The sequence below is a fragment of the Aeromicrobium sp. UBA7512 genome, from assembly GCF_002476985.1.
Taxonomy (GTDB): domain Bacteria; phylum Actinomycetota; class Actinomycetes; order Propionibacteriales; family Nocardioidaceae; genus Aeromicrobium; species Aeromicrobium phoceense.
On the sequence record NZ_DLNK01000006.1, the window covers coordinates 108009 to 127051 of the forward strand.

A 19043-nucleotide genomic window follows, 5' to 3' on the forward strand; every position below is an offset into this window, starting at 1 on the left:
AGGTGTGGGAATCGGTGTGGACAGGGTCGCCGTGGCGTCCCGCCGAGAGGCTCCGAGCCGTCCCTGACCTGCACAGACGTCCCGTCGGCCTGTGGACGAACACGGGTCTCGATTCCTGCGCCGCGCGCTGCCTCCTCCGCTCGGTCGAGGCCGCGCTCTACCGTTGAGGCATGGCCGAGATCGAGGTGCGCCGCAGCGCGCGCCGCACCCGCACCGTGAGTGCGCGCCGCGAGGGCGACCGCACGATCGTGATGATCCCGGCGTCGATGTCGCTGCGGGAGGAGCGCCGCGCCGTGGCCGACATGGTCGCCAAGCTCGACGCCCGGGAGAAGAAGCGCACCGCGCCGCGCTCCGACGCCGGTCTCGCGCGCCGTGCGTCCGAGCTCGCGCGGCTCTACGTCCCGGAAGCCCCGGAGCCCGCCTCGGTCCGCTGGGTCACCAACCAGAACTCGCGCTGGGGCTCGTGCACGCCGATCGACCGCACGATCCGGCTCTCCCACCGCTTGCAGGAGATGCCCGACCACGTCGTCGACGCGGTACTGGTGCACGAGCTGACCCACCTGGTCGTCTCGGGGCACGGGCCGCGGTTCGACGCGATCGTCAGGCGCTACCCACGGACGGACGAGGCGATGGGCTTCCTCGAAGGCGTGACCTGGCAGCAGCGACGAGAGCCCTGACCGACTCGTCGGTGGGCCGGGGCAGGTCGTCCAGAGGGAACCAGCGCACGTCGTCGGACTCGTCCGAGCACTGCGGCTCGGCGCCCGGCGGGGCCACCGCCACGAACTGCACGTCGAGGTGATGACCGCCCTCGTGGCAGTACACCGGGTGGCGCGACAGCAGCACGGGCTCGGGATCGATCGCCAGTCCGGCGATGCCCGTCTCCTCCTGCGCCTCCCGCGCAGCCGCCTCGGCGAGCGACGGGTCGGCAGCCTCGCAGTGGCCGCCCGTCTGCAGCCAGCGACCGAACTTCGGGTGCAGCACGAGCGCCACCTGGTCGTGGCCGGCCGACACGACGAGGGCGCTGGCCGTGACGTGGTCAGGCGCGCAGGCGCGCGCGCCCGGGTCGTCGTGAGCCCCGGCGTGGTCGGCGAAGAGGCCGCGTAGGCGCTCCTGCTCGTCGTCCGGCGGCGACCACCGCGCCAGCACGGCGCGGATGTCGGCGGTCAGGCTCACGCGCGGTCGTCGGGGGAGTCGCCGGTCTCGCCCGGCTCGTCCGAGGAGAGCAGCTCCTGCAGGGCGGCGTCGAAGTCGGCGTCGCTCAGCTCCGCGGTCTGGTTCTCGCAGAAGCCCAGCGGGTCGTCGAGGTCGGCCGACGTCGGCAGCAGGTCGGGGTGGCTCCACACGGCGTCGCGCGCCTCGGGGCCGCGGCGGTCGCGCAGCGCCGACCAGAGGTTGGCGGCGTCGCGCAGGCGGCGCGGGCGCAGCTCGAGGCCCACCAGCGAGGCGAACGTGTCCTCGGCCGGGCCGCCGGTGGCCCGGCGGCGACGCATCGCCTCGGCCAGCGCGGGGGCGGCCGGCATCACGCCGGCGGTGGCGCGGGCGACAACCTCGTCGACCCACCCCTCGATCAGCGCGAGGAGCAGCTCGAGGCGCTCCTTGGCGCGCTCCTGCTCGGGCGTCGGAGCGGGATCGAACAGTCCGCCCGAGAGGGCCTCCTGCATGGCCTCGGGGTTCGACGGGTCGATCGAGCGCATCTGCTCCTCGATGGCGCCGGTGTCGATGCGGATGCCGCGGGCGAAGTCCTCGATCGCGCCCAAGACGGCGCCGCGCAGCCACGTGGCGTGCGCGTAGAGACGGTGGTGGGCGGCCTCGCGCAGCATCACGTAGAGCAGTACGTCGGCCTGGCTGGCCTCGAGGTCGGTGGCGAAGGCGCTGACGTTGTGCGGCAGCACGGCGGCCACGTGCTCGGGCCCCATCGGCAGGCCCACCTCGGTGGAGGAGAGGACCTCGGTGGCCAGCGCGCCGATGGCCGCGCCGATCTGCTGGCCGAACATGGCGCCGCCGGCCTGGTTGAGCATGCCGAGGAGAGGGCCGGCCATGGCCTTGGCCTCCGGCGGCATGGCGTCACCCATCGAGGCCACGACGTGCTCGGCCACCGGCTCGACCATGACCTGCCAGCTGGGCATCGTCTGCTCGACCCAGTCGGCGCGGCTCCAGGCCAGCGCGGAGGTGGCCGTCGCGGGCACGTCGGTGGCCTTGTCCAGCCACATCTCGGCCAGTCGCGCGGCGTCGGCGACGGCTCCGGCCTGACCGCTGTGGGGACTCGGATCCTCACCCGCGGCGGCCACGGCGTGACGGGCGACGTCGGCGGCGAGGGTGTAGTTGACGGTGCCCTCGTGCGGCTCGAACATCCGCTGCATCTGGGACATCATCTGGCCGAGGTCGAACTGACCTGCGCCCATCTGTCCGAACAGCCCCTCCAGGGGCGTGCCCTTGAAGGGATTCTGCGGGTCCTCGCGGGGTTCCTCGGCCATGGGGTCAGCCTAGGCGCTCCGGCCCAACGCGGGATTTCCGCCGTGCCTCTAGGGTGTTCGATGTGTCATCGCCGCAGCGCCTGAGTCGCCGCACCCTCACCCTGTCCGTCGGCCTGGCCGTCGTGACGGTGCTGACGTGCCTCGTGGCCTTCCTGCCCGTCCCGTTCGTGACGATGCGACCGGGCCCGGTGTTCAACACCCTCGGCGAGCTCGACGGCACCCCGATGCTGACCTTCGGCAAGGACGTGCGCACCTATCCCACGGACGGCCGCCTGGACTTCACCACGGTCTCGGTCACCCGCGCCGAGTCCAGGATGTCGCTCGCCGGTGCGATCGAGGGCTGGCTCGATCCCGACGTCGCGGTCGTGCCCCACGACTTCCTGTACCCCGACCGCCAGACGGACGAGCAGTCCAAGGCCGCGGGCGCCGCCGAGCTCGCCAGCTCCCAGGACGCGTCGCGGGCCGCGGCGCTGCGGGCGGCCGGCCGCGAGGTCGCCGAGGTCCCGAAGGTGGCCGGCGTCGTCGAGGACGGTCCCGCGCAGGGAAAGCTGGAGGTCGACGACGTCCTGCTGACCGTCGACGGCCGCAAGGTCGCCACGCAGGAGGCCGTGGGCCAGGCGATCGGGGCACGCAAGCCCGGCGACGACGTCACGATCGGGTACCGCCGGGACGGCCGCGACGGGACCGTCACGATCACCACCACCGCGATGGACGACGACCCCGACAAGGCGCGCATCGGCATCGCCGTCGGCTCGACCTTCCAGTTCCCGATCGACATCCAGAACCACATCGGCGACCGCGTCGGCGGACCGAGCGCGGGCACGATGTTCGCCCTGGCGATCTACGACGCGCTGACGCCCGGTGCGCTCACCGGCGGGCAGAACGTGGCCGGAACCGGCACGATCGATCCTGAGGGCACGGTCGGCTCCATCGGCGGCGTGCGCCAGAAGATGGCCGGTGCGGCGGAGTCCGGTGCCGACATCTTCCTCGTGCCCGCGGACAACTGCGACGAGGCGATCCAGGGAGATGACTTCGGCATGACGCTGGTGAAGGTGGAGAGGCTGCAGGACGCGATCGATGCGCTGGGCACGCTCGCGAAGGACCCGAAGGCGGAGGTGGTGACCTGTGAGTGATCCGGAGCTGACCGTGAGCGGCGGCGGCCTGGGGGCCGACTCGCCCGTGCGACGCGCCGCCCTCGAGGTGGAGGGCCACGTGAACGACGGCGGCTGGGACCAGGCGCCCCGGCTGTTCGCCCTCGTCCTGACCGCCGACCTGCTGGCCGCCCAGCCCGAGCTGGCCGACGAGCTCGGTGACCCCGACTCCTACACGCCGATCGAGCAGGAGCTGCCGCACGACCGCGAGGTCGAGGACCTGCTGCCCGAGATCGGCTGGCCCGGCGAGGTCGCCGGGTGCGCCGTGGTGATGGAGCGGATCACGCTGCCGGCGGAGGCCGAGGACGACCTCCCGAGCGACCCCGCGGCGGTGGCGGACTTCGCCGCCCAGCACCCCGATCGCCAGGAGATGCGGATCGTCGCCGCGGTCCTGCGCGACGGTCCCGCGCACGTGGCGGTGCGCCCGCGCGCTTCCGAGGACGCGCCGCTGATCGAGGGGCCCGATCTCGTGCCCGGACTCGTCGACCTGCTGGCGCAGACCCTCGCCGAGGACTCCTGACCCTGCGGTTCTTCCGCACCCCGTAGGCTGACGGGACCAGACCCACACCGTTGTGAGCCAGGAGCACCGTGAGCGACATCTTCGGATCGACACCCCCTCGACGCGAGCCTGAACCGCGTTCCGACCGAGGGCGGAGAGTGCTGATCCCCACGATCGTCACGCTGGCCGCCCTGCTGGTCCTCGGATCGCTGTTCGTCAGCCTCTGGACCGAGCGACTCTGGTACGCCTCGGTCGACTTCCAGGGCGTGTTCACCAAGGTCCTGCTGACGCGCGGTGTGCTCTTCGTGGGCTTCGCCCTCTTCGGCGCCCTCGTGATCGGCGCGAACATCTGGCTGGCGCACCGCAACCGCCCGAACCCGCTCGGGCTGCGTCGCGACGACCCCGCCGCCCGGTACCGCCTCGCGATCACCCCGATCGCCAAGTGGGCCCTGCTGGCGGTCGCCGGCTTCGTGGGCTTCTTCTCCGGCATCATCGGCAGCAGCCGGTGGGAGACGTTCCAGCTGTGGCGCAACGGCGAGGCGTTCGGCACCAAGGACGCCCACTTCGGCAAGGACGTGGGCTTCTACGTCTTCGACATGCCGTGGCTGCAGTTCATCGTGTCGTTCGTGTTCGCCCTGTTGCTCATCACCGCCATCGCGGTGGTGTTCGTCCACTACGTGTTCGGCGGGGTCCGCCTCGGCACGAAGGGCCCCAACTTCAGTCGCGCCGCGCAGGTCCAGGTGGCCGTGCTCATCGGCCTGGCGATGCTCGTGCGGGCCGCGAAGTACTGGCTCGACCGCTACGCGATGGCCTACGACAGCTCGGGCCTGTTCGACGGCATCAAGCACACCGGCGCGAACGCCGAGATCCCGGCCAAGAACATCCTCATGATCGTGGCCATCCTGTGCGCGCTGATGTTCTTCTCCACGATCTTCCTGCGCTCCTGGACGCTGCCGGCGCTGGGCCTGGGCCTGTGGTTCCTGACGTCGTTGCTGATCGGTGCCGCGTGGCCCGCGATCATGCAGCAGTTCCAGGTCAAACCGTCCGAGCCCGACCGCGAGGGTCCGTACCTGGAGAAGAACATCGAGGGCACCCGCGAGGGGTTCAACGTCGCCGACGTCCAGACGCAGGACTACTCGGCCAAGACCGAGCTGACCCCGCAGGAGCTGAACGCCTCGGCCGAGGCGCGCGTCAGCACCCGTCTGCTCGACCCGACCCTCATCTCCCCGGCGTTCCAGCAGCTGCAGCAGGTGCGCGGCTACTACACGGTGCAGAGCACGCTCGACGTCGACCGCTACGCGATCGGCGACGACCCGCAGCCGCAGGACGTCATCATCGCGGCGCGCGAGGTCGACCTCGACGGCCTGCAGGCCTCGCAGCGCACCTGGTCGAACGACCACACCGTCTACACGCACGGCTACGGCGTCATCGCGGCCTACGGCAACAAGCGCGGCTCGCAGGGCGAGCCGGTGTGGGTCGCGAAGGACATCCCGCCCACCGGCGAGCTGGAGTTCGAGGACGCGCCGCGCATCTACTTCGGCGAGAAGTCGCCGTCGTACTCGATCGTGGGCCGTCCCGACGACGCGAACCCCATCGAGGTCGACACGCCCCGTGGCGGCGGTACAGCCGAGGAGGAAGCCGGCGACGGCGACTCCACGGCCAACACGTACGACGGCAAGGGCGGCGTCGAGATGGGCTCCCTGTTCAACCAGGTGCTCTACGCCTTCAAGTTCGCCGAGCCGAACATCGTGCTGTCGGACCGCGTCAACAGCAACTCCAAGATCATCTACGACCGTCACCCGCGCGACCGCGTCCGCAAGGTGGCGCCGTGGCTGACGCTCGACGGCGACACGTACCCCGCGGTCGTCGACGGCAAGGTCGTCTGGATCGTCGACGGCTACACGACGAGCAACTCCTACCCGTACTCGGAGTCGCGCTCGCTGGCCGAGGCCACGAGCGACACGCTGACCGACGGCGCCAGCCAGATCGCGCTGCCGACCGACCAGGTCAACTACATGCGCAACTCGGTCAAGGCCGTGGTCGACGCCTACGACGGCACGGTGAAGCTCTACGAGTGGGACACCGAGGACCCGATCCTGAAGACGTGGTCGAAGGTCTTCCCCGACGTGGTGGAGCCGAAGTCCGAGATCAGCGAGTCGCTGCTGCAGCACCTGCGCTACCCCGTGGACCTGTTCAAGGTGCAGCGCGACGTGCTCAGCCGCTACCACGTGACCAACGCCCAGACGTTCTACGAGGACGGCGAGCGCTGGAAGATCCCCGAGGACCCCTCGGCCGCCGGCAGCACCAAGCAGCCGCCGTACTACCTCTCGATGAGCCGTCCCGGTGAGGAGGCCTCGCGGTTCAGCCTGACGAGCGTCTACCTGCCGAACAACCGCCAGAACCTGGCGTCGTTCATGAGTGTGAACTCCGAGGCCTCCGACACCGAGAACTACGGCAAGCTTCAGGTCCTGGAGCTGCCCAGCGACACGCGGGTCGGTGGTCCGAACCAGATCGCGGCCCAATTCGAGTCCGATGCCGGCGTGCGTGCTGCGCTGCTGCAGTACGAGCAGTCGCAGAACACGCGGATCCTGCGCGGCAACCTGCTGACCCTGCCGGTCGGGGGCGCGATGCTCTACGTACAGCCGATCTACATCCAGCGCGTGGGCGAGGGCTCCTACCCGGTGCTGCAGCTGATCACCGCCACCTTCGGTGAAGGTGTCGGCGTCGGCCAGACCCTCGACGAGGCGCTGCGTGCGGCGCTAGGCCTGGAGCAGAACGGCACACCCGAGCCGGAGGAGCCGGCACCCGAGGGTGAGCCCGGCGGCGAAGCGGGCGAGGCCAAGACGGCCGAGGAGTACCTGGCCGACGCGTCGCGCTACTACGACCAGGCGCAGGCCGCGCTGGAGGACGGCGACCTCGCCACCTACCAGGCTCGGATCGACTCGATGGCCAACGCGCTCGAGGCCGCGCAGCGACTCCTCGGCTAGTGGTCGCCGGCGCCCCCGCCGTCAGTCGGTGGGGGAGTCGGTGACATCGGCCACGGTGGCGTCCAGCGCGGCGATCACGTCGGCGGACTCCACCGTGACGGCCACGCCGTGGGCGCCCGCGCCCAGCGAGATCGTGCCCTCCACCGCGGCATCGGCGATGACCGGCCACGCGTGGCTCGAGCCGAACGGCGTGATCGTGCCACGCTCGTAGCCGGTGGCCGCGAAGGCGTCCTCGGCCGGCGGCATCGACAGTCGCGAGACCCCCAGCACCGCCCGCAGCTTGGGCCAGCTGATCTGACGGTCACCGGGCACGAGGACGAACAGGTACTCGTCGCCGGACCGGCGCACCACCAGGGTCTTGACGATGCGATCGGGATCGACGCCGCGAGCGGCGGCGGCCTCGGCCAGCGAGCCCACCTGCCCGTGACGGGTGACCGTGTGGCGGACGCCCGCGGCGTCCAGGGCGGCGATGGCGCGTTCCTCGCTCATGTGCCGAGCCTAGGTCCGCTCGGCGGGGTCCGCTCAGAGCACCTGACGCAGGTTCGCGCGGGCGAGGTCGATGATCTCGTCGCCGCGGCCCGACATCACGGTGCGCAGGGCGTAGAGGGAGAAGCCCTTCAGCTGGGTGGCGGTGACGGACGGCGGCACGGTCACCTCCTGGCGCTCGGTGATGACGTTGACCAGCGCCGGGCCGTCGTGCGCGAACGCCTCGGCGAGGGCGGGCTCGAGGTCGGCCGACCGGTCCACGCGGATGCCGCGCAGACCGATCGACTCGGCCACCTGCGCGAAGTCGGGGTTGCGCAGCCCCGTGCCCCAGTTCACGAAGCCGGCGGCCTTCATCTCCAGCTCGACGAAGTTCAGCGAGCTGTTCTCGAAGACCACCACCTTCACCGGCAGCTCCTGCTGGACGAGCGTGATCAGCTCGCCGAGCATCATGGTGAGCCCGCCGTCGCCGGCGAGGGCGACGACCTGCCGTCCGGGATGCGCTGACTGGACGCCGATCGCCTGCGACACGGCGTTGGCCATCGAGCCGTGGCTGAACGACCCGACCAGTCGGCGGCGTCCGTTCATGTGCAGGTAGCGGGCCGCCCACATCACGGGCGAGCCGACGTCGGGCAGGAAGACCGCGTCGTCGGCGGCGAGGCGGTCGATCGTCCGCGCCACGAACTGCGGGTGCTGGGCGCGCCCCTGCTTGACCGGCTCGGCGAGGTCGTCGAGCTTCTCGCGCGTCTTCCTGTAGTGGGACACGGAGTCGTCGAGGTGCTTGCGCCGCTCCTTGCGCTCGAGCAGGGGCAGCAGGGCTCTCGTGGTGTCGCGCACCGTGCCGACGAGTCCGAGGTCGAGGGGGACGCGGCGGCCCAGCTGCTCACCGCGGACGTCGACCTGGATGATCGTCGCGTCCGGGTAGAAGTCGGGGTAGGGGAAGTCGGTGCCCAGCATCAGCAGGGCGTCGCACGCCTCGATCGCCCGATAGCCCGAGGCGAAGCCCAGCAGGCCCGTCATGCCCACGTCGAACGGGTTCTCCCACTCGACGTGCTCCTTGCCGCGCAGCGCGTGCACGACTGGCGCGCCGAGGTGGTCGGCCAGCGTGATCAGCTCGTCGTGCGCCCCCGCACAGCCGGCACCGGCGAGGATCGTCACCTTGCCGGCGCCGTTCAGCAGGCCGGCGGCGCGCTGGAGCTCGGCGGCGGAGGGCGTGACGCGGGGCTCGGACTCCCGCACCACCGTGACGGCCTCGTCCCTCGCCTCCATCAGCGCGATGTCGCCGGGCACCACCAGCACTGCGACGCCCTGCTTCTCGATGGCCGTCTGCATCGCGATCCGCATCATCCGCGGCATCTGGGAGGGGCTCGAGACGTGCTCCACGAAGACGCTGCACTCGCGGAACAGCTCCTGCGGGTGGGTCTCCTGGAAGTAGCCGGTGCCGATCTCCGACGTGGGGATGTGCGCGGCGATCGCGAGGACCGGCACGCGCGACCGGTTCGCGTCGTAGAGACCGTTGATCAGGTGCAGGTTGCCCGGACCGCAGCTGCCGGCGCAGACCGCGAGGCGTCCCGTCGTCGCCGCCTCGCCCGCGGCGGCGAAGGCCGCGGCCTCCTCGTGGCGGACCTGGACCCACTCCACCTGCGAGTTCCGCAGCGCGTCGGTGAACCCGTTGAGGGAGTCGCCGGGGATGCCGTAGACACGCTGGACCCCGTTGGCCTCGAGCGTGTCGACGATGTTCTTCGCGATGGTGGCCATGACCTCGACGCTAGGCTCCGCCGCGTCCTGCCGCCACCGCGCGGGACAGCGCCTGCCTGGTGACGGTGACGCCGGGGGAGGGTGCCGAGGCGCGCCGCGCGGAGGTGAAGATCGTGCGGTGCGGGCGGCCCTCCAGCCGGTGCAGCGCCACGGGAGGCTCGCGGTTCAGCCACAGCAGGTCGGGGAGCAGCGCCACGGCGTGACCCGACTCGATGAGGCTGATCTGCGCCTGGAGGTCGGCGGTCTCGTAGCGGACGTCGGGCTCGAAGCCGGCCACCCGGCAGGCCTGCTCGGCGAAGTGCCGCGAGGCGACGCCCGGTGGCTCCATGACCCACGGTGCGTCGGCGGCCTCGGCGATCGAGGTGATGTCGCCGAACCGGCGGCCGGCGGGCGGCACGGCGAGCCGCACCTCGTCGGTGGTCAGGTCGACCGCGTCGAGCTCGGGATGCCACGGGGTGTTGTGGCCGGGGTACTTCTCGGCGATGACGAGGTCGAACTCGCGCGCCCACGTCTCGTACAGGGCCGACTCGGGCTCGCGCTGGGTCATCGTCACGCGCAGGCGGGGGTGCTCGGTCTCCAGGATCGACAGGGTCGCGGGCATCAGCGCCAGTGCGACGGACTGGAACACCGCGAGCCGGAACGTGCCCGTCGCCTCGTCGAGCGAGGCGGCCAGGTCGGACTCGGCCTGCTCGAGCCGCTCGAGAACGGCCGCGGTGTGCTCGACGAGGATCTCCGCCTGCGGGGTGAGCTGGACGCGGCGCCCGACCTTGCGCAGCAGCTCGACCCCGACCTCCTGCTCGAGCAGCGAGAGCTGCTGCGAGACGGACGAGGGGGACTGGTGCAGCGCGGCCGCGACGCTGGCCAGGGTGCCCCGGATCTGCAGCTCCCGCAGGAGCCGGAGGCGGCGGACGTCGAGCATGGGAACCCTTCATCAAATCTGATCGATACCGGTCACAAAAGATCGCTTTACCTTAACTTGTGGGCCGGCTCACACTGGAAGGACGCCGTGATCTCCCCGCTCGGAAGGCCTTCCCGTGATCGACCAGGTGACCCCCGTCCCCGCCCCGCCGACCGCCGACCCGCTGGCCGAGGAGTCGGTCGCGCTCGTCCGTCGCTGGCTCGCCGAGTCGGCGCAGGTGCCCGCCGACAAGGCCGGTGCCCAGCTCGCCGGACTGCTCAAGGACCCGAAGGGCCTGGACTTCACGGTGGGCTTCATCGACGGCGTGATCCGGCCGGAGGACCCGAGGATCGCGGCGCGGAACTTCGCCGCCCTCGCCTCCGACGTGCCGGCGTTCCTGCCGTGGCACCTGCGCAACGCCGTGCGCCTCGGCGCGTTTGCCGGACGCGTCGTGCCGCGCCTCGTGATTCCGGTCGTGCGCCGTGCGCTGCGGTCGCTCGTCGGACACCTCATCGTCGACGCGACCGACGCGAGGCTGGGCCGCAGCATCGCCAAGATCCGCCGCGACGGCGTGCGGCTGAACATCAACCTGCTGGGCGAGGCCGTGCTGGGCGAGCGGGAGGCGGCCCGCCGCCTACAGGGAACCCATGAGCTGCTGGCCCGGCCGGACGTGGACTACGTGTCGATCAAGGTGTCCTCGACCGTGCCGCCGCACTCGCCGTGGGCCTTCGACGAGGCGGTCGACCACGTCGCCGAGAACCTGCTCCCGCTGTACCGCGAGGCCGCCGCGGCCTCGTCGCCGAAGTTCATCAACCTCGACATGGAGGAGTACCACGACCTCGACCTGACGATCGCGGTCTTCACCCGGATCCTGGACACCCCCGGCCTGGAGGACCTCGAGGCCGGCATCGTGCTGCAGGCCTACCTGCCCGACTCGGTGCGCGCGATGATCCACCTGCAGGAGTGGTCGGCCGCACGCCGGGCACGCGGCGGCGCCGGCATCAAGGTGCGCGTCGTGAAGGGGGCCAACCTGCCCATGGAGCGCGTGGATGCGGCGATCCACGGCTGGCCGCTCGCGACGTGGTCGACGAAGCAGGAGTCGGACACCAACTACAAGCGCGTCCTCGACTACGCGATGCACCCCGAGCGGATCGCCAACGTGCGCATCGGCGTGGCCGGCCACAACCTGTTCGACCTCGCCCACGCCTGGCTGCTGGCGGGGGAGCGGGGCGTGCGTGACGGCGTCGAGATCGAGATGCTGCTGGGCATGGCGCAGAGCCAGGCCGAGGTCGTGCGCCGCGACGTGGGCGGGCTGCTGCTCTACACGCCGGTCGTGCACCCGAAGGACTTCGACGTCGCGATCGCCTACCTGATCCGCCGCCTCGAGGAGGGCGCGAGCCACGACAACTTCATGTCGGCCGTGTTCGAGCTCAACGACGACAGCGAGCTGTTCGAGCGCGAGAAGAACCGCTTCCTGGCCTCGCTGGCCGCGCTGGACGACTCGGTGCCCGCGCCGAACCGCACGCAGGACCGCTCGGCTCCCGTGGCCGAGGTCGAGCCGAGCGCGCCGTTCGAGAACACGCCCGACACCGATCCGTCACTCCCGGCCAACCGGGCCTGGGGCCGACAGATCCTCACGAGGGTGCCGGGCTCGAGGCTCGGGGAGGACCTCGTCGCGGAGCACACGCTGACCGATGTGGACACGCTGGAATCCGTCATCGCGTCGGCCGTCGCCGAGGGCGAGGCGTGGGGCCGCCGTCCCGCCGCCGAGCGCGCCGACATCCTCGAGCGAGCCGCGCTGCGCCTCGAGCAGCGCCGCGCCGACCTGCTGGAGGTCATGGCGTCCGAGGCGGGCAAGACACTCGACCAGGGCGATCCCGAGGTGTCCGAGGCGATCGACTTCGCTCGCTACTACGCGCACCTGGCCCGGGGCCTGGACTCGGTCGACGGCGCCACGTTCGTGCCGTCGCGGCTGACCGTGGTGACGCCGCCGTGGAACTTCCCGGTGGCGATCCCGGCGGGCTCCACGCTGGCGGCGCTGGCCGCCGGCTCCGCCGTGGTCATCAAGCCGGCGCCGCAGGCCGCGCGCTGCGGCTCGGTCATGGTCGAGGCCCTGTGGGAGGCCGGCGTGCCGCGTGAGGTGCTGCGGCTCGTGCACGTGGAGGAGTCCGACCTGGGTCAGCGGCTCGTGTCGGACCCGCGTGTCGACCGGCTCATCCTGACCGGCGCCTACGAGACGGCCGAGCTGTTCCGCAGCTTCCGTCCCGATCTGCCGCTGCTGGCCGAGACGAGCGGCAAGAACGCCATCGTCGTCACGCCGTCGGCCGACTTCGACCTCGCCGCCAAGGACATCGCGGCCTCGGGCTTCGGGCACGCGGGGCAGAAGTGCTCGGCGTCGTCGCTGGTGATCCTCGTCGGCTCGGTCGCGACCTCGAAGCGGTTCCGGGAGCAGCTGGTCGACGCGGTGACGTCGCTGACCGTGGGCTGGCCGTCGGACCCGGAGACGCAGATGGGCCCGCTGATCGAGCAGGCGAGCGGCAAACTGCTGCGCGGGCTGACCACTCTCGACGCGGGGGAGTCGTGGCTGGTGGAGCCGCGTCAGCTCGACGAGGTCGGGCAGCTCTGGTCGCCCGGCATCCGCACCGGCGTGAAGCGCGGCTCGACGACGCACCTCACCGAGTACTTCGGGCCGGTCATGGGGATCATGACCGCCGAGACGCTGGAGGAGGCGCTCTCGATCCAGAACCAGGTCGACTACGGCCTCACCGCCGGTCTCCATGCGCTCGACCCCGAGGAGATCGCGGTCTGGCTCGACGGCGTGCAGGCGGGCAACCTCTACGTGAATCGCGGCACCACCGGCGCGATCGTGCGGCGCCAGCCGTTCGGTGGCTGGAAGAAGTCGGCGATCGGCGCGGGCACGAAGGCGGGCGGACCTCACTACCTCTTCGGGCTGGGGGAGTGGACGCCTGCGCGGTCGTCGGCCGACGCCGCCCCCGAGCCTCGGGCCGAGCGACTGCTGCGGGCGGCGCGCGAGGCGCACCTCCCGGCGGACGACCTGGCCTTCCTGGAGCGAGGCTTCGGCAGCGACGCGGTGGCGTGGCGCGAGGAGTTCGGCGTCGCCCGCGACATCTCGGACCTCTCCGTCGAGCGGAACGTCCTGCGGTACGTCCCGACGCGGGTGCACATCCGCTTGGCCGCCGACGCGCGGCTGGCCGACGCGCTGCGCGTGATCGGCGCCGGCCTCACGTCCGGGGCACCGCTGCAGGTGTCGTCGGCGATCGACGTGCCCGAGGCAGTTTGGACCGCGCTGCGTGCGTTCGGGGTCTCGGTGATGGTCGAGGACGACGCCGCCTGGATCGCCATGGCGTCCCGCCTGACCAACGGCCGGGTCCGCCTGGTCGGCTCCAGCCGCTCCGCCGTGGCCGAGGCGACCGGCGGCAAGCCGGACCTGGCGATCTACGCGAGCCGCCCCACCGAGGCCGGCCACGTGGAGCTGCTCCCGTTCGTGCACGAGCAGGCCGTGAGCATCACCGCGCACCGGTTCGGCGCGCCGAACCACCTGACTGACGGCCTGATCTGACGGGCGTGGTCGTGAACACAGCCACCCCGATTTGGGCTCGCAGTAACCCTCCGGTAATGTTGTCTGAGCAACGCGGGGTGGAGCAGTTCGGTAGCTCGCTGGGCTCATAACCCAGAGGTCGCAGGTTCAAATCCTGCCCCCGCTACGAAGAAAGTCCAGGTCAGCCCATGGTTGACCTGGACTTTCGCTTTGGGGGCGAGATGCGATCCCATCGTTTACCCATCACATTGACAGGTGCGCCGCGCCGCCCGGCCGGGTGTCATCGCCGTCGGTTCCGGTTGCCTCGGGGCTGCTCGGTTCGGCTCGCGCACCTGATGGGCATGAACACTCAAGAACTGGGGCTGGAGCCCCTCATCGGGGTCGAGGAACTCGCCGAGTACCTCGGGGTCCCCGTGCAGACCATCTATGACTGGCGGCTGTCCGGCCGGGCACCGCGAGCCTTCAAGCTCGGCAAGCACCTGCGGTTCGCTGCCAGCGACATCGCCGAATGGCTGGAGCAGCGGCACGAGGGCGGCTCCCATGAGTAGGCCGCGCATCCCGATCGGCGGGTACGGCGAGATCGCCTTCATCCAGCGCGCCAAGGGCAAGGTCGAGGCGCGCACCCGATTCCGCGACTGGGACGGCCAGACCCGGCTGGTGCAGGCGACCGCGTCGTCGAGGCCGGCGGCCGAGGTCGCGCTGAAGAAGAAGCTCACGCAGCGCAACGCCTTCCAGCCGGTCGACACCACGCTGACGCCGGACAGCCCGTTCCCGGTGCTGGTCGACTACTGGCTGGCCGACCTCGATCTGGAGAACAGGATCGCCCCGGCAACCCGGTTCAACTACGAGCGCGACATGAGCCGGCTGGTGCTACCCGCCTTCCGTGGCTACGCGCTGCGCGAGATCGGCGTCGCCCGCTGTGATGCCCTGCTCAAGGAGCTCGGCAACCAGTCGTACGCCCGCTCCAAGCGGGCGAAGACGGTGCTCCGGCTGGCGTTCGGCCTCGCGGTGCGGCACGAGGTGATCCACCGCAACCCGATCGACGGGGTGGCTCGCCTGCACAAGCCGAAGCGGACGCCGACGGCATTGACCGCGACCGAGGTCAACGCGATCCGGGCGGTGATCAAGGCGTGGGAGCAGTCCCGCGGCACGTGCGGGCCGAACCCCGACGGTCAGCTCGGTCAGATCGTCGAGGTCATGCTCGGTACGTCGGCCCGGATCGGCGAGGTGCTCGCGGTCCGTCGCCGGGACTTGGACCTGACGACGACCCCGGCCACGCTGCGGATCTGCGGCACGGTGATCTCCGAGCGCGGCGTCGGGACCTACCGCCAGGAGCACCCGAAGACCGACCGCTCCAACCGGGTGATCGCGCTGCCGTCGTTCACGGCCGAAGCGCTGCGCCGTCGGCTGGCGATCATGGCCGACCATTCGCTGGATGCTCTGGTCTTCCGCAGCCGGGAGGGGACGCCGCTGACCACGGCCAACGTGCGGCGCCAGCTCCGCAAGGTCCTCGGCGACGCCGGCATCGAGGGCGTCAGCCCACACATGTTCCGCCGCACCGTCGCGACCGTGATCAACGAGCAGGCCAGCCTCAACCTCGCCTCGGAATTGCTCGGCCACACCGACCCGAAGGTGACGATCGAGCACTACATCCGCCGCAACGAGCAGGTGAACCCGCTGACCGCCGAGCTGCTCGACCAGGCGTTCGCCCGCGAGGACGACTAACGCGGGTCGACTTCGTCGGCCCAGACGTCGAAGTAGGCACGGATGTCGGTGATCGGCACGCCGATGTCGGGGAAGTCTTGATCGGCGACGCGTTGGTGCGACCGGAGCGTCTGCGCAAACACGGCGAGGTCAAAGCCCAGGTCGGCTTCGGCTGCGGCTCGCACTGTGTCGGCTCGATCGAACCGCTGGTTGAGCACGTAGACGTCGACGTAGTCGCGAGGTTCTGCGCGGCCGAACAGCGCGAGCGTCTTGCGCACCGCGAGCTCGGCGGGCGCGAAGGACGGTCCTGCGATGGTGACGGTGGGTGCGCCGGTCGGCGGGCTGTCGACGGCGAGGTCGATGAGGACGACTTCGGGGCCGGTGATTTCCCAGCGCCGGAATTCCTCGCCGGTCCGCTTCAACTCCACGGACCACCCGCGCTCAGTGACAGCGGCGATCAGCGCATCACTGGCCGCGTCGACGCCGCCATGTTGGCGGGAGGTGAAGAAGTCGAGGTCCTCGGTGGGCCGAGGCACGATGCCCTGCGCGATGAGCGCTCCGCCACCGGCGAGGAGGAATCCGGCTGACTCGGGCAGCGAGAAGAACAGCGTGGCCAGCTCTACTTGGAACTCGCTGAGTCCCGAGTCGGTCATGCGATCGCGCCGAACGACGTGATGAGCGGCGCCCACTCGCTTCGGATGCCCGCAGGGATAACCAGGTCGTCCCAAAGGTCGACCAGCAGCGCGCCGTCGATGTAGGTGAGCAGATCGCTCGGCTCGCCCTCGCGAAGGACGATCTCGTAGACCCTGGCCCGGTCGCGCCGGTCGCGCAGGTTGTAGGGACGGGACGGGCCGGACCAGTGCAGGTGCTGAGGCAGCGTCACGGTCCCGAAGGCCGTCGCGGTGTCTAGTCGCCACAACCGATCAGGCACGACGAACGGCTCGCCACGTGCGCCGGAGTGCGTGGCGAAGCTGACGCGGGGCACGAGGTCGAGATCGAAGCCACTGCTGTTGACGATCCGCTCGGCCACAGCGAGCGTCGGCGACTTGGTGCCGTGCTCGTAGGTCGACAAGGTCGGCTGCGAGGTGCCGGAACGGCGCGCCAGTTCGCGCTGCGACAGTCCACTGCCGCGGCGTGCCCGCTCGATGATCGTTCCAGCCATGTCCGTCATGATATCCGCTTAGATATCGCCGCTCAAGGTCCCGGGGCCGCGCTAACCTTGCTGCAGTACGCCCCGTCGTCCTCCGGGACTGGCGGGGCTTTTCACTGACTCGCTCGTGGTATTCGCACCTGACGATCTCCGACGGGCCCATGTCAGCGTCCACATCGCTGGCACGGTGAGGATGGGCGCTGGAGGAGAGACCGCCCGTCCAGGACGGGCGGGGCGCGCCCGTCCCGCGAAACCGCTGGTCAGCGAACCCCGCCCTCACGTTGTCGGCCCCTCCGCATAGCGTCCGCGCCATGGAGTTCGACGACGACTACGACTGGGATGCACCGGTCGAGATCACGAAGTATGAGCTCGAGGTGCTGCTCCACCTCGCGCGTCGCGGTGACAGGGTGCGGTCGTGGCGCTTCTGGTTCCGCAGGTGCCCCGTCTGCTCTGGCGCTGAGCGCGAGCCCGAGTGTCTCCAGTGCCAGGTGTTCACCAAGGCCGAGTCCATTCTCGGCCTGGCCGCGGGCTGAGTTCGGTCAGACAGGCTGCTCGGCAGACAGGCGCTCGCAGCAGTCGCCGCAAACGACTTGAACGCTGACCGGCTTGCCGCCGGCCATCCTGAACATGTTCGTCCGGCGGTGGCGACCCACGCGGCATACCGTTGCCGCACGGAGGTCCGATTTCCAGATGTAGCGCCACGCCATCTTGAGGTGCTTTCGGCGCCCGCCCGGGAGCGTGGCGCAGCGTTGGTCCCAGAGGCGGTGGTCGATGAAGTGGATCTCCGGATCGATGGTGATCTTCGAGGGGTCGATCTCGGGCGGCTCTCGGTACTCCATTGCTAGTTCACGTTACCTGGGTGGTCGACTGGTCGCTTGGCCTCCCAGCGCGTCATCCACCGCACTCACGCGGCAGACCACCCCGCGAAGACCGAGACTGACGCCCGTCAGGGCAACCCAGCGCGATCGAACTCCTGCTGCAGCCGCGGACGACGTCGATGGGTCTCGCGCAGCTCCGCGATCAGGTCGTTGACCTCCGCCGACTTCTCGGACCCGGCACTGAGCTTCCGCATCCTCGCCAGCCTTCGCGCTGCCAGCCGGTAATGCTGGGCGCCGGCCTCGACGAGCTCGTTCTCGACGAGTCGCTGGTGGATCGGCAGCGTGGCGATCGGGTCGACCTTCTCGTACGCCTTCAGCAGCTCGCTCCAGGTGTGGTCGCTGTCGAGCGCCAACGAGTGCGCGAGGTTCCACGCGAACTCCGGCTCCTTCAAGGTGAGGAGCGCGAACAGGACCGCGTCCCGCGGGCTCGCTGAGAGGGTTGCCACGACCTCGTCCCGGTAGTCGGGCCAGGACTTGCCCGCCGCCTTGTGCAGCCGGGCCGCCGAGGTCGACGACGGCCACTTGCGGAACACCGAGAGCCGCGCGTCGAGCGCTTCGGCCGGCCGATGCGCCTCCAGCAGCCCGCACCAGTAGTCCGCCGCCTCGAGCGACTGGTGCCCACGGTCGAAGTCGGTCGCCTGCTTGGCCCAGTCGATGGCGAGGTCGATCTCGCCGATCTCCTCGAACGCCTCGGCGGTGTCCTCCAGCCACGCCGCGACCTTCCTGTCCTTGGCATGGGTGCGGATGATGGCGTCGATGTCGTGGTCGAGGACCGCGAGCCTCTGGGCATTCCAGTCCAGGGTGAACCATTCGTGGGAGTGGCCGGACTGCCACCGATCGACGGGCCGCGGGCCGCGTTTCGCCTCGACTTCGGCCAGCCGCTTCCGGTATGACGCCATGCCGACCTCGCCGAGGGCTTGCGCGTACGCCACCGGGTCGAGCTCGAAGTAATCGACCTCGTCGTCATCGAACTGGAACTTCATCATCCAGTCGACCAGCTTCGTGACCGGCGTCCTAGCCGCGGCGGCCGCCCGCGGGTGGAGCTCCAGCAGTCGCCGGCACGCGTCGCCGATGATCCCGGCGCTGTCGTCCGCACGCGCGATCACCTTTAGCGCGGATGCCAGCGCCTTGTGAGTGACCGAGTAGATCTCGGCCGGATCGGTCGTCGGAATCGCGGACTCGAGGATGTCGACCGCTTCGTGCATGTCCCGCCCGTGCACGTTGGCGGCGCTGTACCTGTACAGGTCGGACCGGGTGCGGATCAGCGGGAGTACGGCGTCGGCCAGGTTGCTCACGGCGGCCATTCTCTCGTCCGCTCGTCCTCCACCCGCACCTCCCGGTTCTTCATGCTCATCCTCGTCCTGCTCGTCTACCTCTTCATTGCCTTCTTCCTGACTCCCTGAGCCCTCTGCCCGTCCCGTTCCCCACAACCTCCTGATTTCCTTCCACGCCTCTTGCAATCGAGGTCTAAAGGCCCGGGCGGGCGGAGCGGCGCGCACACC

General features: G+C 70.5%; 17 protein-coding genes and 1 tRNA gene. 9 read left to right on the forward strand and 9 right to left on the reverse strand.

What is annotated here, in order from left to right; genetic code table 11:
* Window positions 1-170 precede the first annotated feature (170 nt).
* Window positions 171-677 (forward strand): M48 family metallopeptidase, encoded by a 507-nt coding sequence (locus B2363_RS10000; protein WP_286929884.1) that lies wholly within the window; start codon window positions 171-173, stop codon window positions 675-677.
* On the opposite strand, the gene B2363_RS10005 is transcribed toward B2363_RS10000, so the two are convergent.
* Window positions 601-1173, reverse strand: a complete 573-nt coding sequence (locus tag B2363_RS10005) for an NUDIX hydrolase (protein ID WP_286929885.1) — start codon at window positions 1171-1173, stop codon at window positions 601-603. The two genes, B2363_RS10000 and B2363_RS10005, sit on opposite strands and share 77 nt — an antisense overlap.
* Window positions 1170-2474: a zinc-dependent metalloprotease gene (locus tag B2363_RS10010; protein WP_181756405.1), complete on the reverse strand. Its 1305-nt coding sequence runs from the start codon at window positions 2472-2474 to the stop codon at window positions 1170-1172. Before B2363_RS10010 ends, B2363_RS10005 begins: the two co-directional genes overlap by 4 nt.
* Before the next feature lie 62 nt (window positions 2475-2536).
* On the opposite strand from B2363_RS10010, the gene B2363_RS10015 reads away from it, so the two are divergent.
* The 3 genes from B2363_RS10015 (at window position 2537) to B2363_RS10025 (ending at window position 7111) form a co-directional block, all read left to right on the forward strand.
* Window positions 2537-3607 carry a YlbL family protein gene (locus B2363_RS10015; protein WP_286929886.1) on the forward strand — a complete coding sequence of 357 codons (1071 nt, stop codon included), beginning with the start codon at window positions 2537-2539 and terminating at the stop codon, window positions 3605-3607.
* Window positions 3600-4145, forward strand: a complete 546-nt coding sequence (locus tag B2363_RS10020) for a PPA1309 family protein (protein ID WP_286929887.1) — start codon at window positions 3600-3602, stop codon at window positions 4143-4145. Before B2363_RS10015 ends, B2363_RS10020 begins: the two co-directional genes overlap by 8 nt.
* A gap of 137 nt (window positions 4146-4282) precedes the next feature.
* Entirely contained in the window at window positions 4283-7111 is a 2829-nt protein-coding gene (locus B2363_RS10025; RefSeq protein ID WP_286929888.1) for a UPF0182 family protein, read from the forward strand.
* 21 nt (window positions 7112-7132) lie between these two features.
* On the opposite strand, the gene B2363_RS10030 is transcribed toward B2363_RS10025, so the two are convergent.
* The 3 genes from B2363_RS10030 to B2363_RS10040 are packed head-to-tail and all read right to left on the reverse strand — an operon-like array spanning window position 7133 to window position 10271.
* A complete protein-coding gene (locus B2363_RS10030; protein ID WP_181756408.1) occupies window positions 7133-7600 on the reverse strand; it encodes an aminoacyl-tRNA deacylase in 468 nt (155 codons plus the stop codon).
* Window positions 7601-7633: 33 nt separating this feature from the next.
* Window positions 7634-9352 carry a ubiquinone-dependent pyruvate dehydrogenase gene (gene poxB / locus B2363_RS10035; protein ID WP_286929889.1) on the reverse strand — a complete coding sequence of 573 codons (1719 nt, stop codon included), beginning with the start codon at window positions 9350-9352 and terminating at the stop codon, window positions 7634-7636.
* Between the two features lie 10 nt (window positions 9353-9362).
* Window positions 9363-10271, reverse strand: coding sequence for a LysR substrate-binding domain-containing protein (locus B2363_RS10040; RefSeq protein ID WP_286929890.1), 909 nt, complete (start codon window positions 10269-10271; stop codon window positions 9363-9365).
* A gap of 115 nt (window positions 10272-10386) precedes the next feature.
* On the opposite strand from B2363_RS10040, the gene B2363_RS10045 reads away from it, so the two are divergent.
* The 4 genes from B2363_RS10045 (at window position 10387) to B2363_RS10060 (ending at window position 15534) form a co-directional block, all read left to right on the forward strand.
* Window positions 10387-13830, forward strand: coding sequence for a bifunctional proline dehydrogenase/L-glutamate gamma-semialdehyde dehydrogenase (locus B2363_RS10045; protein WP_286929891.1), 3444 nt, complete (start codon window positions 10387-10389; stop codon window positions 13828-13830).
* A 71-nt stretch (window positions 13831-13901) separates the two neighbouring features.
* Window positions 13902-13975, forward strand: a tRNA-Met gene (locus B2363_RS10050).
* Between the two features lie 175 nt (window positions 13976-14150).
* Window positions 14151-14357, forward strand: a complete 207-nt coding sequence (locus tag B2363_RS10055; protein WP_286929893.1) for a helix-turn-helix transcriptional regulator — start codon at window positions 14151-14153, stop codon at window positions 14355-14357.
* Entirely contained in the window at window positions 14350-15534 is a 1185-nt protein-coding gene (locus B2363_RS10060) for a tyrosine-type recombinase/integrase (RefSeq protein ID WP_286929894.1), read from the forward strand. The genes B2363_RS10055 and B2363_RS10060 overlap by 8 nt, the downstream gene beginning before the upstream one ends.
* Here B2363_RS10060 and B2363_RS10065 read toward each other — a convergent pair.
* Both B2363_RS10065 and B2363_RS10070 read right to left on the reverse strand, forming a co-directional pair.
* Window positions 15531-16166: a nucleotidyl transferase AbiEii/AbiGii toxin family protein gene (locus B2363_RS10065; protein ID WP_286929895.1), complete on the reverse strand. Its 636-nt coding sequence runs from the start codon at window positions 16164-16166 to the stop codon at window positions 15531-15533. The two genes, B2363_RS10060 and B2363_RS10065, sit on opposite strands and share 4 nt — an antisense overlap.
* Complete coding sequence (locus B2363_RS10070) at window positions 16163-16675, reverse strand: helix-turn-helix domain-containing protein (protein WP_286929896.1); 513 nt, start codon at window positions 16673-16675, stop codon at window positions 16163-16165. The genes B2363_RS10065 and B2363_RS10070 overlap by 4 nt, the downstream gene beginning before the upstream one ends.
* 299 nt (window positions 16676-16974) lie before the next feature.
* Here B2363_RS10070 and B2363_RS10075 point away from each other — a divergent pair, with 299 nt between their 5' ends.
* On the forward strand, window positions 16975-17196 hold the full coding sequence (locus B2363_RS10075) for a hypothetical protein (protein ID WP_286929898.1): 222 nt from the start codon (window positions 16975-16977) through the stop codon (window positions 17194-17196).
* Between the two features lie 6 nt (window positions 17197-17202).
* Here B2363_RS10075 and B2363_RS10080 read toward each other — a convergent pair whose 3' ends face one another.
* Window positions 17203-17502, reverse strand: coding sequence for a hypothetical protein (locus B2363_RS10080; protein ID WP_286929899.1), 300 nt, complete (start codon window positions 17500-17502; stop codon window positions 17203-17205).
* A gap of 107 nt (window positions 17503-17609) precedes the next feature.
* Entirely contained in the window at window positions 17610-19040 is a 1431-nt protein-coding gene (locus B2363_RS10085) for a DUF6880 family protein (RefSeq protein WP_286929900.1), read from the reverse strand.
* Between the last annotated feature and the right edge of the window lie 3 nt (window positions 19041-19043).

Bases quoted from the DNA above. Each gene is read 5' to 3' on its own strand.
- B2363_RS10000 (WP_286929884.1), top strand. From the start codon at position 171: ATGGCCGAGATCGAGGTGCGCCGCAGCGCGCGCCGCACCCGCACCGTG.
- B2363_RS10010 (WP_181756405.1), bottom strand. From the start codon at position 2,474: ATGGCCGAGGAACCCCGCGAGGACCCGCAGAATCCCTTCAAGGGCACG.
- B2363_RS10030 (WP_181756408.1), bottom strand. From the start codon at position 7,600: ATGAGCGAGGAACGCGCCATCGCCGCCCTGGACGCCGCGGGCGTCCGC.
- poxB (WP_286929889.1), bottom strand. From the start codon at position 9,352: ATGGCCACCATCGCGAAGAACATCGTCGACACGCTCGAGGCCAACGGG.
- B2363_RS10040 (WP_286929890.1), bottom strand. From the start codon at position 10,271: ATGCTCGACGTCCGCCGCCTCCGGCTCCTGCGGGAGCTGCAGATCCGG.
- B2363_RS10055 (WP_286929893.1), top strand. From the start codon at position 14,151: ATGAACACTCAAGAACTGGGGCTGGAGCCCCTCATCGGGGTCGAGGAA.
- B2363_RS10060 (WP_286929894.1), top strand. From the start codon at position 14,350: ATGAGTAGGCCGCGCATCCCGATCGGCGGGTACGGCGAGATCGCCTTC.
- B2363_RS10065 (WP_286929895.1), bottom strand. From the start codon at position 16,166: ATGACCGACTCGGGACTCAGCGAGTTCCAAGTAGAGCTGGCCACGCTG.
- B2363_RS10070 (WP_286929896.1), bottom strand. From the start codon at position 16,675: ATGGCTGGAACGATCATCGAGCGGGCACGCCGCGGCAGTGGACTGTCG.
- B2363_RS10075 (WP_286929898.1), top strand. From the start codon at position 16,975: ATGGAGTTCGACGACGACTACGACTGGGATGCACCGGTCGAGATCACG.
- B2363_RS10080 (WP_286929899.1), bottom strand. From the start codon at position 17,502: ATGGAGTACCGAGAGCCGCCCGAGATCGACCCCTCGAAGATCACCATC.